At 68.5% G+C, this 13,684-nt stretch carries 14 protein-coding genes; 10 read left to right on the forward strand and 4 right to left on the reverse strand.

What is annotated here, in order from left to right:
• Window positions 1-55: 55 nt before the first annotated feature.
• A complete protein-coding gene (locus ACXJLU_RS10560; RefSeq protein ID WP_457330583.1) occupies window positions 56-916 on the reverse strand; it encodes a response regulator in 861 nt (286 codons plus the stop codon).
• Window positions 913-4,305, reverse strand: a complete 3,393-nt coding sequence (locus tag ACXJLU_RS10565) for a hybrid sensor histidine kinase/response regulator (RefSeq protein ID WP_457330585.1) — start codon at window positions 4,303-4,305, stop codon at window positions 913-915. Before ACXJLU_RS10565 ends, ACXJLU_RS10560 begins: the two co-directional genes overlap by 4 nt.
• A gap of 188 nt (window positions 4,306-4,493) precedes the next feature.
• Between ACXJLU_RS10565 and urtA the strand changes: the two genes are divergently transcribed.
• From urtA to ACXJLU_RS10600, 7 genes are all read left to right on the forward strand, one after another.
• The gene (gene urtA / locus ACXJLU_RS10570; RefSeq protein ID WP_457330587.1) at window positions 4,494-5,759 is read left to right on the forward strand and encodes an urea ABC transporter substrate-binding protein; all 1,266 of its coding nucleotides are present in this window, start codon (window positions 4,494-4,496) and stop codon (window positions 5,757-5,759) included.
• A 111-nt stretch (window positions 5,760-5,870) separates the two neighbouring features.
• Complete coding sequence (gene urtB, locus ACXJLU_RS10575) at window positions 5,871-6,785, forward strand: urea ABC transporter permease subunit UrtB (RefSeq protein WP_457330589.1); 915 nt, start codon at window positions 5,871-5,873, stop codon at window positions 6,783-6,785.
• 32 nt (window positions 6,786-6,817) lie between these two features.
• Window positions 6,818-7,945 (forward strand): urea ABC transporter permease subunit UrtC, encoded by a 1,128-nt coding sequence (urtC, locus tag ACXJLU_RS10580; RefSeq protein WP_457330591.1) that lies wholly within the window; start codon window positions 6,818-6,820, stop codon window positions 7,943-7,945.
• Complete coding sequence (gene urtD, locus ACXJLU_RS10585) at window positions 7,942-8,685, forward strand: urea ABC transporter ATP-binding protein UrtD (protein ID WP_073465043.1); 744 nt, start codon at window positions 7,942-7,944, stop codon at window positions 8,683-8,685. The genes urtC and urtD overlap by 4 nt, the downstream gene beginning before the upstream one ends.
• A gap of 10 nt (window positions 8,686-8,695) precedes the next feature.
• Window positions 8,696-9,385 (forward strand): urea ABC transporter ATP-binding subunit UrtE, encoded by a 690-nt coding sequence (gene urtE / locus ACXJLU_RS10590; protein ID WP_457330593.1) that lies wholly within the window; start codon window positions 8,696-8,698, stop codon window positions 9,383-9,385.
• A 23-nt stretch (window positions 9,386-9,408) separates the two neighbouring features.
• Complete coding sequence (gene fmdA, locus ACXJLU_RS10595; protein WP_457330595.1) at window positions 9,409-10,638, forward strand: formamidase; 1,230 nt, start codon at window positions 9,409-9,411, stop codon at window positions 10,636-10,638.
• Between the two features lie 16 nt (window positions 10,639-10,654).
• Window positions 10,655-10,981 carry an FmdB family zinc ribbon protein gene (locus ACXJLU_RS10600; RefSeq protein WP_457330597.1) on the forward strand — a complete coding sequence of 109 codons (327 nt, stop codon included), beginning with the start codon at window positions 10,655-10,657 and terminating at the stop codon, window positions 10,979-10,981.
• Between the two features lie 61 nt (window positions 10,982-11,042).
• Here the strand turns inward: ACXJLU_RS10600 and ACXJLU_RS10605 are convergent, their stop codons facing one another.
• On the reverse strand, window positions 11,043-11,249 hold the full coding sequence (locus ACXJLU_RS10605; RefSeq protein WP_073465034.1) for a hypothetical protein: 207 nt from the start codon (window positions 11,247-11,249) through the stop codon (window positions 11,043-11,045).
• A 92-nt stretch (window positions 11,250-11,341) separates the two neighbouring features.
• Between ACXJLU_RS10605 and ACXJLU_RS10610 the strand changes: the two genes are divergently transcribed.
• Entirely contained in the window at window positions 11,342-11,704 is a 363-nt protein-coding gene (locus tag ACXJLU_RS10610; protein ID WP_457330599.1) for a hypothetical protein, read from the forward strand.
• A gap of 14 nt (window positions 11,705-11,718) precedes the next feature.
• Here ACXJLU_RS10610 and ACXJLU_RS10615 read toward each other — a convergent pair whose 3' ends face one another.
• On the reverse strand, window positions 11,719-11,874 hold the full coding sequence (locus ACXJLU_RS10615; protein WP_073465030.1) for a DUF3096 domain-containing protein: 156 nt from the start codon (window positions 11,872-11,874) through the stop codon (window positions 11,719-11,721).
• A gap of 116 nt (window positions 11,875-11,990) precedes the next feature.
• Between ACXJLU_RS10615 and ACXJLU_RS10620 the strand changes: the two genes are divergently transcribed.
• Together ACXJLU_RS10620 and ACXJLU_RS10625 are read left to right on the forward strand one after the other, a co-directional pair.
• Window positions 11,991-12,296 carry a hypothetical protein gene (locus ACXJLU_RS10620; RefSeq protein ID WP_073465206.1) on the forward strand — a complete coding sequence of 102 codons (306 nt, stop codon included), beginning with the start codon at window positions 11,991-11,993 and terminating at the stop codon, window positions 12,294-12,296.
• A gap of 52 nt (window positions 12,297-12,348) precedes the next feature.
• Window positions 12,349-13,584, forward strand: a complete 1,236-nt coding sequence (locus ACXJLU_RS10625) for a 6-phosphofructokinase (RefSeq protein ID WP_457330639.1) — start codon at window positions 12,349-12,351, stop codon at window positions 13,582-13,584.
• Window positions 13,585-13,684 lie beyond the last annotated feature (100 nt).

The following is a 13,684-nucleotide window of genomic DNA, read 5'->3' on the forward strand; positions in this document are numbered from 1 at the left end:
GGTCGGTCGCGAGGCGGACGCGAAGTCCGTGTGAAGCGCGCGAGAACGGACCGGCTCAGCCGAGTTCCCGGCTCGCCAGCGCCGCCGCCGCGGCGCGCGTCTCCACGCCGAGCTTCTCGAACACGTGCTCCAGGTGCTTGTTCACGGTGCGCGGGCTCATGCCGAGGATCTCGCCGACGTCGCGGTTGGTCTTGCCCTTCGCGATCCACGACAGCACCTCGGTCTCGCGCGGCGTCAGCGACGCGGTGCTCAGGCGCGTCGGCGCCGCATCGCTCGCGGCCTGCACCCGCAGCAGCAGCATGCGTTCGCCCAGCCCGACCGCGCCGGCGTGTCGCACCGTCAGCACCCGGCCATCGGCAGCGACGCTGCGGTGTTCCAGCGGGCCGTCGCTCGCCCACGCCGCCGGCAGGCCTTCCGGGTGGAACTCGCGCAGCCACGCCGCCGCCTGCGGCGAGCGCCACGCGACGCGCCCCTGCGCGTCGAGCACCAGCACGCCGTGCCCGCCGACGTCCACCGCCTCGCGTGCGAGCCGCACCGCGCGCGCATTGCGCACGTGCGTGGCCAGCCGCACCAGCACCTCCTGCGCCCGCACCGGCTTCACGACGTAGTCGACACCACCGCTCTCGAAGCCCTCGACGATGTGCGGCGTCTCCGACAGGCCGGTCATGAAGATCACCGGGATGTGCGACAGCGCCGGGTCCTGCTTGATGCGCCGGCAGGTCTCGAAGCCCGACAGCCCCGGCATCAGCGCGTCCAGCAGGATCGCGTCCGGCGTCGCGAGGTCCAGCCGCGCCAAGGCCGATTCGCCGTCGCGCGCGACCAGCACCGTGTAGCCCTCGGCCTCGAGCGACGCGCACAGCGCGCCCAGCGACTGCGGCGCATCGTCGACCACCAGCACCACCGGCGACGCACTCACAGCGTCTCCGTCGACACGTCGCGCAGGGCCTGCGTCAGCCGGTCGAGCAGCGCATCGAGCTCGAAGCGCTCCACCAGCAGCCGCATCGCGCGCAGCTCGGCCTGTGCCGCCGGGTGCTCCCCGGTCGCCGCATCGAGCGCCGCCTGCACACCCTGCAGGTGCCCGAGCCGCGCCAGCCGGATCAGGTCGCCGATCAGCTCCGCCGGCAGCGCCGTCGCGCCGACCGGCCCGGGTGCACCGGCCGTGGCCCAGTTCGGCAGCGCCAGCTCGGCCAGCCACTCGATCTGCAGGTGCCGCTGCAGCATGTCGAGCAGCTCCGATTCGATCACCGGCTTGTCGACGAAACCCTGGCAGCCGGCCGCGGCCAGCTTGTCGGCCTGGTTCTCGAACGCGTTCGCCGACACCATCAGGACCGGCACGTGCAGCAGCCCGGCCGCGCGGATCTGGCGCGCCGTCTGCCAGCCGTCCATGTCGTCCATCGAGACATCGAGCAGCACGGCATCCGGGCAATCGTCGAGCACGCTCTCCAGGCACTCGCGCCCGCTCGCCGCCTCGCGGATGCGAAAGCCCAGCGGCATCAGCAGCCCGGCCAGCATCTGCCGCTGCGTCGGCTGGTCGTCCACCACCAGCAGGCTGCGCCGCGGCCCGAGGTAGCCGGTGACCGGCCGGTGCGTGCGCCGCGGCAGCACCGGCGCGCTGATCTCGCGCAGGTACAGCCGCGCGGTGAAGGTGCTGCCCTGGCCGGGCGCGCTCTTCAGCGACAGCTCGCCGCCCATCAGCTGGGTCAGCAGGTGGGTGATCGTCAGCCCGAGGCCGGTGCCCGGCTCGCCGGTGCGCCGCCCGGCGCTGCCGCGCTCGAACGGCAGGAAGATGCGCTCCTGGTCCTGCGCCGCGATGCCGATGCCGGTGTCGACCACCTCGAAGCGCGCCAGCTCCAGCCGGTAGTCCAGCTTCAGCGTCACGCTGCCGCGGTCGGTGAAGCGCACCGCATTGCTCAGCAGGTTGATCAGGATCTGGCGCAAGCGCTTCGCGTCGGCGTTCACATGGTCGGGCACGCGGCCGCTGGTCTGCAGCGTGAAGACCAGCCCCTTCGCTTCCGCCTGCGGCGCCACCATGCGCACCAGGTCGTCGAGGAACTCGTGCATCGGCAGCGGCGCCCTGTCGAGCCGCAGCCGGCCGGCCTCGATGCGGGCCAGGTCGAGCAGCCCGTCGACCAGTCCGTGCAGGTGCTCGCCGCTGCGGTGGATGGTGTCGACCGACGCGCGCCGCACGCCCTGCACCTGCTCGTCCTTCAGCAGGATCTGCGCATAGCCGAGGATGCTGTTCAGCGGCGTGCGCAGCTCGTGCGTCATGCCGGCCACGTAGCGCGTCTTCGCCTGGTTGGCGGCCTCGGCCAGGTCCTTCGCGGCCTGCAGCGCGGCGTCGGTGCGGCGGTGCGCGTCGATCTCCTTCGTCAGCAGCTGGTTCTGCCGGTTCGATTCGTCCTGCGCCATGTGCCGGCTCTCGCTGCCCAGCACCACCCACCAGGCGCCGACCGCCGCCGCCAGCGAAAGCAGCGCGAACACCTTCAGCAGCGGTGCCTTCAGCGCAGCCTGCGCGGTCGCGTGCAGCACGCCCTCCTGGTCGTAGACCACGCCCAGGATCACCGCCAGCAGGCCGATCAGCGACGCCGCCACCACCAGGTAATGCGCGACGCGGAAGTTCACCCGCGACGCGAGCCGCTGCGGCAGCACCGCGGCCAGCACCGCGCTGACCTGCTCGGCCGCGCGCGAATCGGTCTTGCAGCGGTCGTGGCAACGCGACTCCAGCGTGCAGCACAGCGAGCAGATCGGCGCGCCGTAGGCCGGGCAGTGCGCCATGTCCTCCGACTCGAACGCGGTGTCGCACACCGCGCAGGTCACGCTCTGGCCGGGCGCCCAGCGGGTGGTGTCCTGCCGCGCCAGGTACCAGCGGCCGCGCGTCGCCCAGGCGAGCAGCGGCGACACCAGCATCGCGGTGGCCAGCGCGATGAACGGCGCGAAGGCCTGCGCCGCGGCCCCGAGCGCGCCGGCGTACGCGACGATCGCGAGCACTGCCGCGCTCAGCATCGCGCCCAGCCCGACCGGGTTGATGTCGTACAGGTGGGCGCGCTTGAACTCGATGTGGCGCGGGCTCCAGCCGAGCGGTTTGTTGATCACCAGGTCGGCGACGAGCGCGCCCACCCACGCGATCGCGACGTTGCTGTACAGCCCGAGCACGCGCTCCAGCGCCTCGAACACGCCCAGCGTCATCAGCAGCACCGCGATCAGCACGTTGAACACCAGCCACACGACGCGGCCCGGGTGGCTGTGCGTCAGCCGCGCGAAGAAGTTCGACCACGCGAGCGAGCCGGCGTAGGCGTTGGTCAGGTTGATCTTCAGCTGCGACACCAGCACGAACAGCGTGGTCGCGCCGAGGATCCAGGCCGGGTTGTCGAACACGTAGCCGAAGCCGGCGAGGTACATCTGCGTGGGCTCGACCGCCTTCTCGGTCGGGATCTGGTGCTGCAGCGCGAGGAAGGCGAGGAACGCGCCGCCCAGCATCTTCACCATGCCCGGCACGATCCAGCCGGGCCCGGCCACCAGCACCGCGGCCCACCAGCGGCGCCGGTTTGCCTTGGTCTTCTCGGGCAGGAAACGCAGGTAATCGACCTGCTCGCCGATCTGCACCACCAGCGAGAACGCGACGGTGGCAGCGGTGCCGAACATCAGCCAGCTGAAGCCGTTGCTGCCCGACGCGCGGCCGACCAGCCCGGTGAAATCGACGAACACCTGCGGGTTCTTCGCCAGCACGAAGGCGTAGGGGCAGACCAGCAGGATCAACCACAGCGGCTGCGTCCACAGCTGCAGCCGCGAGATCAGCGTGATGCCGTGCATCACCAGCGGCACGATGCCGAGCGACGACAGCAGGTAGCACAGCGACAGCGGCCAGTCGAAGTACATCTGCAGCGCGAGCGCCAGGATCGCCGCCTCGAGCGCGAGGAAGATGAAGGTGAAGCTCGCGTAGACCAGCGAGGTCAGCGTGGAGCCGAGGTAGCCGAAGCCGGCGCCGCGCGTCAGCAGGTCCATGTCGACGCCGTACTTCGCGGCGTAGTAGCTGATCGGCAGCCCGGTCAGGAAGGTGATCAGCCCGACGACGAGGATCGCCCACAGCGCGTTCGAGAAGCCGTAGCCGATCGCGATCGAGCCGCCGATGGCCTCGAGCGCGAGGAACGAGGTGGCACCGAACGCGGTGTTCGCGACGCGGAACTCGCTCCACTTGCGGAAGCTGCGCGGCGTGTAGCGCAGCGCGTAGTCCTCGAGCGTCTCGTTGCCGACCCAGGTGTTGTAGTCCCGGCGGATGCGAAAGATCTTTTGCGTGGCCACGGACACCGGTTTCTCCGACAACGACGGCAGTGTCGGCTCTCATGCAAGAAGCGCTCCCGCAGGAAGCTACGTTGATTGACGTATTCGGGTTGCGCGCGCCATCCGGGACAGTCGGCACCAGCGTGAACAACGCGGCACCGCACAGGCTTGGTGCCGTGCGTCATGACGATGCCCTCAACTGTCCGGAGCCTTTCATGTCCAACCACCGCAATGACGATCTCCAGCCCGATTCGATGCAGCGCCGCCGGCTGCTGCAAGGTGCCGCTGCGCTGCCGCTGGCCGGTCTCTCGGGCCTGGCGTTCGCGCAGGCCTTCCCGACCGCCAAGGTCAACACGACGAAGCTGGCGGTCACCGACACCGAGGTGACGGTCGGCCAGTTGCACTCGGGCACCGGCACGATGGCGATCTCGGAGACCGGCTCGATCCAGGCCGAGCAGCTCGCGATCGACCAGATCAACGCGATGGGCGGCGTGCTGGGCCGCAAGATCAAGGTGATCAAGGAAGACGGCGCGTCCGACTGGCCGACCTTCGCCGAGAAGTCGAAGAAGCTGCTGGTCAACGACCGCGTGGCCTGCGTGTTCGGCTGCTGGACCTCGGCCTCGCGCAAGGCGGTGCTGCCGATCTTCGAGAAGGAGAACGGCATGCTCTATTACCCGACCTTCTACGAAGGCCTGGAGCAGAGCAAGAACGTGATCTACACCGGCCAGGAGGCGACGCAGCAGATCCTGTGGGGCCTCGACTGGGCGGCCAAGGAGAAGAAGGCCAAGACCTACTTCCTGGTCGGCTCCGACTACATCTGGCCGCGCACCTCGATGAAGATCGGCCGCAAGCACATCGAGGGGCACTTGAGCGGCAGCAAGGTGGTCGGCGAGGAGTACTACCCGCTGGGCCACACCAACTTCAACTCGCTGATCAACAAGATCAAGGTCGCCAAGCCCGACTGCATCTTCGTCGCGGTGGTCGGCGGCTCGAACGTCGCGTTCTACAAGCAGCTGAAGGCGGCCGGCGTCACCGCCGACAAGCAGTTCCTGCTGACGATCTCGGTGACGGAAGACGAGGTGCTGGGCATCGGCGGCGAGAACATGGCCGGCTTCTACGCGTCGATGAAGTACTTCCAGTCGCTGGACAACGCGAACAACAAGGCCTTCGTGTCGGCGTTCCGCGCCAAGTACGGCCCCACCTCGGTGATCGGCGACGTGACGCAGGCCGGCTACCTGGGCCCGTGGCTGTGGAAGGCGGCGGTCGAGAAGGCCGGCAGCTTCGACGTCGACAAGATCGCCGCGGCGTCGGCCGGCATCGAGCTGAAGACCGCCCCCGAGGGCTACGTGAAGGTGCACGAGAACCACCACCTGTGGAGCAAGACGCGCATCGGCATGGCGCAGGCGGACGGACAGTTCAAGGTGGTGGCGGAGTCGCCGGAGCTGATCGAGCCGAATCCGTTCCCGAAGGGATATCAGTAGCCCACCCCCGAGGCGCTTCGCGCCTCCCCCTCAAGGGGGCAACACCAGTGGACCGGCAAAGCCGGATCCACGGTGTTCGCTGGATCAGAACCTTTGCCGCGCGGGTGAACCATGACGCTCTCCGAAATGCTGAACATCAGCCTGATGCAAGGCTTCGCCGGCCTGAGCCTGTTCTCGGTGCTGCTGCTGATGGGCCTGGGCCTTGCCATCATCTTTGGCCAGATGGGCGTCATCAACATGGCGCATGGCGAGTTCATGACGATCGGCGCCTACACGATCTACCTGTTCTCGCACCTGGCCGAAAGCTACGCGCCGAAGCTGATCGGCGCGTACTTCCCGGTCGCGATCGTCGCGGCCTTCGGCTTCGCGTTCGCCGCCGGCTGGGCGGTCGAGTGGCTGTTCATCCGCCACCTGTACCGACGCCCGCTCGACACGCTGCTCGCCACCTGGGGCCTGTCGCTGGGCATGCAGCAGATCTTCCGCTCGACCTTCGGCGCGAAGGAGGTGAGCCCCACGCTGCCCGACTGGCTGATGGGCTCGTGGGCCCCATCGCCCGGCCTCGACATCCCGATCAACGGCCTGTTCGTGATGGCGCTGACGGCGGTCGTCACCGGCGGCGTGCTGCTCGCGCTGTACCGCTCGCGCTGGGGCCTGCGGGTGCGCGCCACGGTGGCCAACCGCGTGATGGCCAACGCGACCGGCATCAACACCCGCAAGACCGACCGGCTGACGTTCGCGATCGGCTGCGGCATCGCCGGCGTCGCGGGCGCGGCCTTCACCACCATCGGCTCCACCGGCCCGACCAGCGGCTCGCTCTACATCGTCGACGCCTTCCTGGTCGTCACCTTCGGCGGCGCGGCCAGCCTGCTGGGCACCGTGGTCTCGGCCTTCGGCATCGCGCAGACGCAGTCGATCGCCGAGTTCTTCATCACCGGCTCGATGGCCAAGGTGCTGACGCTGTCGATGATCGTGCTGATCCTGATGCTGCGGCCGCAGGGGCTGTTCGCGGCCAAGGTGCGGCGTTGACTGCTTCTCTCCCTTCCCCAAGAGGCAATCCGATGAATCGCATCAGGCAGTGGCTGGACCGCAGCGGCATGGGCAGCGTGCTGCTGCTGGCCGTGGTGCTGGCGGTGGTGTTCCCGCTGGCCTTCGACCTGTTCCGGCTCAACCTGGTCGGCAAGTACCTGAGCTACGCGTTCGTGGCCCTCGGCCTCGTGATGTTGTGGGGCTACGGCGGCGTGCTGAGCCTGGGGCAGGGCGTGTTCTTCGGCCTCGGCGGCTACGGCATGGCGATGTTCCTGAAGCTCGAGGCGAGCGACCCCATCACCACCAAGATCCAGTCGACACCCGGCATTCCCGACTTCATGGACTGGAACCAGATCACCGCGCTGCCGCTGTGGTGGGAGCCGTTCCGCCACTTCCCGTTCGCGCTGCTCGCGATCCTGGTGGTGCCGACGCTGCTGGCCTTCGTGATCGGCTTCGCGATGTTCAAGCGGCGCGTCGGCGGCGTGTACTTCGCGATCATCACGCAGGCGGTGGCGCTGATCCTCACGGTGCTGATCATCGGCCAGCAGGGCTACACCGGCGGCGTCAACGGCATGACCGACCTGAAGACGCTGCTCGGCTGGGACACGCGCACCAACAGCGCGAAGTACATCCTGTACTTCCTGACGGTGGCGCTGCTGATCGGGGCTATCGTCGTGTGCCGCTGGATCCAGATGAGCAAGCTCGGCACGCTGCTGCTCGCGATGCGCGACAAGGAAGACCGGGTGCGCTTCTCGGGCTACGACGTCGCGATGTTCCGGGTGTTCGCGTTCTGCCTGGCGGCGCTGCTGTCGGCCATCGGCGGGGCGCTGTTCACGCTGCAGGTGGGCTTCATGTCGCCGTCGCTGGTGGGGATCGTTCCGAGCATCGAGATGGTGATCTTCGCGGCGGTCGGCGGGCGCATGTCGCTGGTGGGGGCGGTGTACGGCGCGCTGCTCGTCAACTTCGGCAAGACCTACTTCTCCGAGAGCCTGCCCGACCTGTGGCTGTTCCTGATGGCGGCGATGTTCCTCGGCGTGGTGCTGGCGTTCCCCGACGGGCTGGCCGGGTTGTACGCCGACAAGCTGAAGCCGTGGTGGGTCCGGCGCATGAGCCTGCGCAAGGGTGCGCCGCGGACCGAAACGGCCTGGAGGGCGTCATGAGCAACACCGATTTCGTGCTGGCGGTCGAGGACCTGACCGTCTCGTTCGACGGCTTCAAGGCGATCGACGCGCTGACCCTGTACGTCGACAAGAACGAGCTGCGCGTGATCATCGGCCCGAACGGCGCCGGCAAGACCACGCTGCTCGACCTGATCTGCGGCAAGACGCGCGCGAGCGGCGGCAGCATCAAGTTCAAGAACACCGAGATGAGCCGGCTGCCGGAGTACCAGATCGTGCGCGCCGGCATCGGCCGCAAGTTCCAGACGCCGTCGATCTACGAGAACCTCAGCGTGTTCCAGAACCTGGAGGTCTCGTTCCCGCGCGGGCGCGGCGTGTTCGGCGCCCTCGCGTTCCAGCGCGATGCCGAGGTGCGCGACGCGGTGCAGTCGGTGGCCGCCGAGATCGGCCTGGCCGAGCAGCTCGCGCTGGAGGCGGGCCTGCTGTCGCACGGGCAGAAGCAGTGGCTCGAGATCGGCATGCTGCTAATGCAGGACCCGGAGCTCTTGATGCTCGACGAGCCGATCGCCGGCATGAGCGTGCGTGAGCGCGAGCTGACGGCCGAGCTGCTGAAGCGCATCTGCAAGGGCCGCTCGATGATCGTGATCGAGCACGACATGGAGTTCGTCAAGCAGATCGCCCACAAGGTGACGGTGATGCACCAGGGAAAGATCCTCGCCGAAGGCTCGATGGAGCAGGTGCAGGCCGACCCGAAGGTGATCGATGTCTACCTTGGCCACTGAGGACACCGCGATGCTCACCGTCAGGAACCTGCACGTCGCCTACGGCCAGAGCGAGGCCTTGCACGGCATCGACTTCGACGCGAACAAGAACGAGACCGTCGCGATCATGGGCCGCAACGGCATGGGCAAGACCACGCTGTTCAAGAGCCTGATGGGCGTGCTGCCGGCCAGGTCCGGCAGCATCGAGGTCGACGGCCGCGAGGTCACGAAGGACGAGAGCTTCCAGCGCGTGCGCAAGGGCCTGGCCTACGTGCCGCAGGGCCGCATGATCTTCCCGACGCTGACGGTCGAGGAGAACATCCAGACCGGCCTGGAGAACGCCGCGAGCCGGCGCATCCCCGACGAGATCTACGCGCTGTTCCCGGTGCTGTTCGAGATGCGCTCGCGCAAGGGCGGCAACCTGTCGGGCGGCCAGCAGCAGCAGCTCGCGATCGCGCGTGCGCTGGTCACCAACCCGAAGGTGCTGCTGCTCGACGAGCCGACCGAAGGCATCCAGCCGTCGATCATCAAGGACATCGCCCGGGCGCTGAACGAGATCCGCAAGCGGCGCGAGATCACGATCGTCGTTTCGGAGCAGGTGCTGAGCTTCGCGCTGGACGTGGCCGACCGGCTGCTCGTCATCGAAGGCGGGCGGCTGGTGCACGAGAGCCCGCGCGCGAGCACCGACGTGCAGCGCATCAAGCAATTCCTTTCCGTCTGAAAGTTCGTCACAGGAGCCCCACCATGCCCGACACCCTGATCAAGGTCGACCTGAAGCAATCGCCGTACGAGAACGAGCAAGTCCACAACCGCTGGCACCCGGACATCCCGATGGCCTGCTGGGTCAAGCCGGGCGAGGACTTCGTGCTGGAGACCTACGACTGGACCGGCGGCTTCATCCAGAACAACGACAGCGCCGACGACGTGCGCGACATCGACCTGTCGATCGTGCACTTCCTGTCGGGCCCGGTCGGCGTGCACGGTGCCGAGCCGGGCGACCTGCTGGTGGTCGACCTGCTGGACATCGGCGCCAAGGCCGACAGCCTGTGGGGCTTCAACGGCTTCTTCTCGAAGAACAACGGCGGCGGCTTCCTGACCGACCACTTCCCGTTCGCGCAGAAGTCGATCTGGGACATCCAGGGCATGTTCACGAAGTCGCGCCATGTGCCGGGCGTCCACTACGCCGGGCTGATCCACCCGGGGCTGATCGGCTGCCTGCCGGACCCGTCGCTGCTCGAGAAGTGGAACGAGCGCGAGCTCGGCCTGATCGCGACCGAGCCCGACCGCGTGCCGCCGCTGGCGAACCCGCCGTTCGCGGCCACCGCGCACCTGGGCAAGCTGGGCGGCGACGCGAAGGCCAAGGCAGCAGCCGAAGGGGCGCGCACCGTGCCGCCGCGCGAGCACGGCGGCAACTGCGACATCAAGGACCTGTCGCGCGGCTCGAAGATCTACTTCCCGGTCTACGTGAAGGGCGCGGGCCTGTCGGTCGGCGACCTGCACTTCAGCCAGGGCGACGGCGAGATCACCTTCTGCGGCGCGATCGAGATGGCCGGCTGGGTGCACATGAAGGTCGAGGTGATCAAGGGCGGGATGGCGATGTACGGCATCAGGAACCCGATCTTCCGGCCGAGCCCGATCACGCCGCACTACAACGACTACCTGATCTTCGAGGGCATCTCGGTCGACGAGCAGGGCAAGCAGCACTACCTGGACGTGAACGTCGCGTACCGCCAGGCCTGCCTGAACGCGATCGAGTACCTGACGAAGTTCGGCTACTCGAAGGCGCAGGCGTACTCGATCCTCGGCACCGCGCCGGTGCAGGGGCACATCAGCGGCGTGGTCGACATCCCGAACTCCTGCGCGACGCTGTGGCTGCCGACGCAGATCTTCGATTTCGACATCCGGCCGAACGCGAGCGGGCCGGTGAAGTACATCCAGGGCGGACCGGAGATGCCGCTGTCGCCGGACCTCTGAGCCAGGGGCGCCGACCATGCCGACCTACGACTACCAGTGCCCGCAGTGCGGGCCGTTCGATGCGCTGCGGCGCATGGCCGAGCGCGATGTGCCGGCCGATTGCCCGCGCTGCGAGATGCCGTCGGCGCGCGCCTGGCTGGCGGCACCGCGGCTGGCCGACATGCCGGCCGAGCGGCGCTTCGCGCTCGCGACCAACGAGCGGGCGCAGCATGAGCCGAAGGAATCGGCGCGCTACCGGCATCCGGCGGGGTGTGGGTGCTGCGCCGGGCCGAAGCGCAGCGGGGAGGCGGCGAAAGCGCCGCGGTCATTCGCCAACAAGCGGCCCTGGATGATCAGTCACTGAAGGGCTTCGACAGGCTCAGCCCGACCCTTCGACAAGCTCAGGGCGAGCGGAGCTTGCAGCGTCACATCTGCTTGGCCAGCTCGGCCGTCCGGCAGATCTCGTTGTTGTCGACGGTGACCCACTCGCCGCCCTTTTGCAGGCAGACCGCCCGTGCGGTCTGGTGGCGTTCGCGGATGCGGTCGGGGGCGGTGGCGACCCGGAACACCGCGCCGGCAATGGCGACGATGCTGATCAGCGCGAAAGCGGTGCGTGCGAAACGGGTGCCCATGGCGCTCTCCGGTGGATCGGCGAATTCTCTGACATTCGGCTCGACTTTGCTTGCTCGTTAGCATCCCCACCTTTGCGCATGCGAGACAGCCGATGAAGCCTTCCGTGTCAGATGTTGCCGAACACTGGATCGAGGACGCGGGCGACAGCGACGCCGCCCAGCTGGACATCCCGCCGCACGCGACGCGAGACCGCCGCTTCGAGATCTTCTGCAGCTTCGAGGTCGCCAACCCGGCCGGCGACGACCAGGCGCACCACGGGCTGCGCGTGCTGGTCAACGGCGCCCAGGAATGGACGCGCCGGGTCGCGACGCACGCCGGCAGCGATTCGCTGGACGTGCGGCTGCGCAAGACGGTGCCGGTCGGCGAGCCGCTGCGGCTGACGGCCCGCACCGAGGTGCAGGGCGTGCGGCGGGTCAGCCTGAAGATCACCGCCGACGAGGAACTCGACGGCTGAGGCCCGCGGACGCTTCAGTGCAGCCGCAGCGACGACATGCCGAACAGGCCGATCAGCCCGATCGCGATCAGGTAGATCGCGACGATGAAGTTCAGCAGCTTGGGCATGACCAGCACCAGGATGCCGGCCAGCAGCGAAATCAGGGGGGTGAGGCTCAGGTGGATGTTCAAGATGGGGTTCCGGGTGGGCGTGTAACGGGTTGATGGAGGGGGACCTCGGGCAGGTCCCTAGAATGTCGGCCCGCGCATCGAAGACGATGGCGCACCGATTTTCCCTGGAGCCTGCTGTGGACCTGAAACTGCCGATTGTCATCTTCGACGAACTCACCGAGTCCGTCATCCGCTCCACCGGCATGCTCGACCTGGCCAGCGGCGAGATCCGCAACGTGCAGTACGAGGAGTACGACGTGAAGGCCGAGGGCATGCCAGTCGAGGACGAAACCTACGAATTCACCTCCGGCTTGCTGACCAACGGCAAGCGGGACGTCGAGTTCCGCATCGAGGTGGACATCATGTCCGGCGCCTACTCGGTGACCCCGAGCGAGCTGCTGGAGCTGAAGGGCCGCGCCGCCAAGCTGTTCTCGACGAAATAGAACGGCTACCCTTGGCGCCTCCCGCCACGACACCGGAGCCGCCATGCCGACGATGCCCGAAGCCAGGATCCTGATCGCCCAGGGCGGTGGCCCGACCGCCGTGATCAACCAGTCGCTGGTCGGCGCGGTGCTCGCGGCGCAGCGCTTCCCCGAGGTGACGGCGGTCTACGGCGCCCGCCACGGCGTGCGCGGCATCGTCGACGAGGATTTCGTCGACCTCGCGCGCGAGACCCCGCAGCAGCTCGAGGCGGTGGCCGCAACCCCCGCGTCGGCCCTTGGCAGCACCCGCGACAAGCCCGACCTGGCCTACTGCCGCGCGATCCTGAAGGTGTTGCAGGCGCACGGCATCAGCCATTTCCTGTACATCGGCGGCAACGATTCGTCGGACACCGTGCGCATCGTCAGCGACGAAGCCCGCCAGGCCGGCCACGCGCTGCGCTGCATCCACGTGCCGAAGACCATCGACAACGACCTGGTGGGCAACGACCACACGCCGGGCTATGCGTCGGCGGCGCGCTTCGTCGCGCAGGCCTTCGCCGGGGCCAACCTCGACAACGCGGCGCTGCCGGGCGTCTACCTCGGCGTCGTGATGGGCCGGCATGCCGGTTTCCTGACCGCCGCCGCCGCGCTCGGCGCCCGCTACCCGGACGACGGCCCACACCTCGTCTACCTGCCCGAGCGGGTGTTCGAGCGCGAGCGCTTCCTGGCCGACGTGCGCGCCACGCACCAGCGCCTCGGGCGCTGCGTGATCGCCGTCTCCGAGGGCATCCACGACGCGTCGGGCGAGCCGATCGCGGCGCAGTTGGTGCAACAGGCCGGGGGCGGGGTCGAGCGCGACGCCCACGGCAACCTGCAGCTGTCGGGCACCGGCGCGCTGGCCGACCTGCTGTGCGACCTGATCAAGGACCAGCTGAAGATCAAGCGCGTGCGCGGCGACACCTTCGGCTACCTGCAGCGCTCGTTCCTCGGCTGCGTGTCGGATGTCGACCAGCGCGAGGCGCGCGAGGTCGGCGAGACCGCGCTGCAGTTCGCGCTGCGCGGCGACCGCGACGGCTCGGTGGCGATCCAGCGCTGCGGCGACTACGCGGTGCGCTACGAGCTGCTGCCGCTTGCGGCGGTGGCCGGCAAGACGCGGGTGATGGAAGACGTGTTCATCGCCGATGGCGTTGGCAACAACGGCCATGGCGTCACCGACGCGTTCCGCCAGTACCTGCGCCCGCTGCTGGGCAGCGACATGCCGCAGGCGCAGCGGCTGCGCGGGCATCCGGTCGCGAAATTGCTCGGCTGACGCAGGTGGGTTGAAACGACAGGGCCGACGGCAGGGTCGGGCATTTCCTACCGCAGCGCCCGTCCTCGGCTGATGGGCTGCGGGGGCACAACCGGGTCTG

This window comes from Rhizobacter sp. P5_C2, from assembly GCF_054049715.1.

What these genes read in the sequence shown, in the direction of transcription:
- ACXJLU_RS10600 (WP_457330597.1), top strand. Translation starts at nt 10,655, where the DNA reads ATGCCGACCTACGACTACCAGTGCCCGCAGTGCGGGCCGTTCGATGCG.
- urtD (WP_073465043.1), top strand. Translation starts at nt 7,942, where the DNA reads ATGAGCAACACCGATTTCGTGCTGGCGGTCGAGGACCTGACCGTCTCG.
- fmdA (WP_457330595.1), top strand. Translation starts at nt 9,409, where the DNA reads ATGCCCGACACCCTGATCAAGGTCGACCTGAAGCAATCGCCGTACGAG.
- ACXJLU_RS10610 (WP_457330599.1), top strand. Translation starts at nt 11,342, where the DNA reads ATGAAGCCTTCCGTGTCAGATGTTGCCGAACACTGGATCGAGGACGCG.
- urtE (WP_457330593.1), top strand. Translation starts at nt 8,696, where the DNA reads ATGCTCACCGTCAGGAACCTGCACGTCGCCTACGGCCAGAGCGAGGCC.
- urtB (WP_457330589.1), top strand. Translation starts at nt 5,871, where the DNA reads ATGACGCTCTCCGAAATGCTGAACATCAGCCTGATGCAAGGCTTCGCC.
- ACXJLU_RS10605 (WP_073465034.1), bottom strand. Translation starts at nt 11,249, where the DNA reads ATGGGCACCCGTTTCGCACGCACCGCTTTCGCGCTGATCAGCATCGTC.
- urtC (WP_457330591.1), top strand. Translation starts at nt 6,818, where the DNA reads ATGAATCGCATCAGGCAGTGGCTGGACCGCAGCGGCATGGGCAGCGTG.
- urtA (WP_457330587.1), top strand. Translation starts at nt 4,494, where the DNA reads ATGTCCAACCACCGCAATGACGATCTCCAGCCCGATTCGATGCAGCGC.
- ACXJLU_RS10625 (WP_457330639.1), top strand. Translation starts at nt 12,349, where the DNA reads ATGCCCGAAGCCAGGATCCTGATCGCCCAGGGCGGTGGCCCGACCGCC.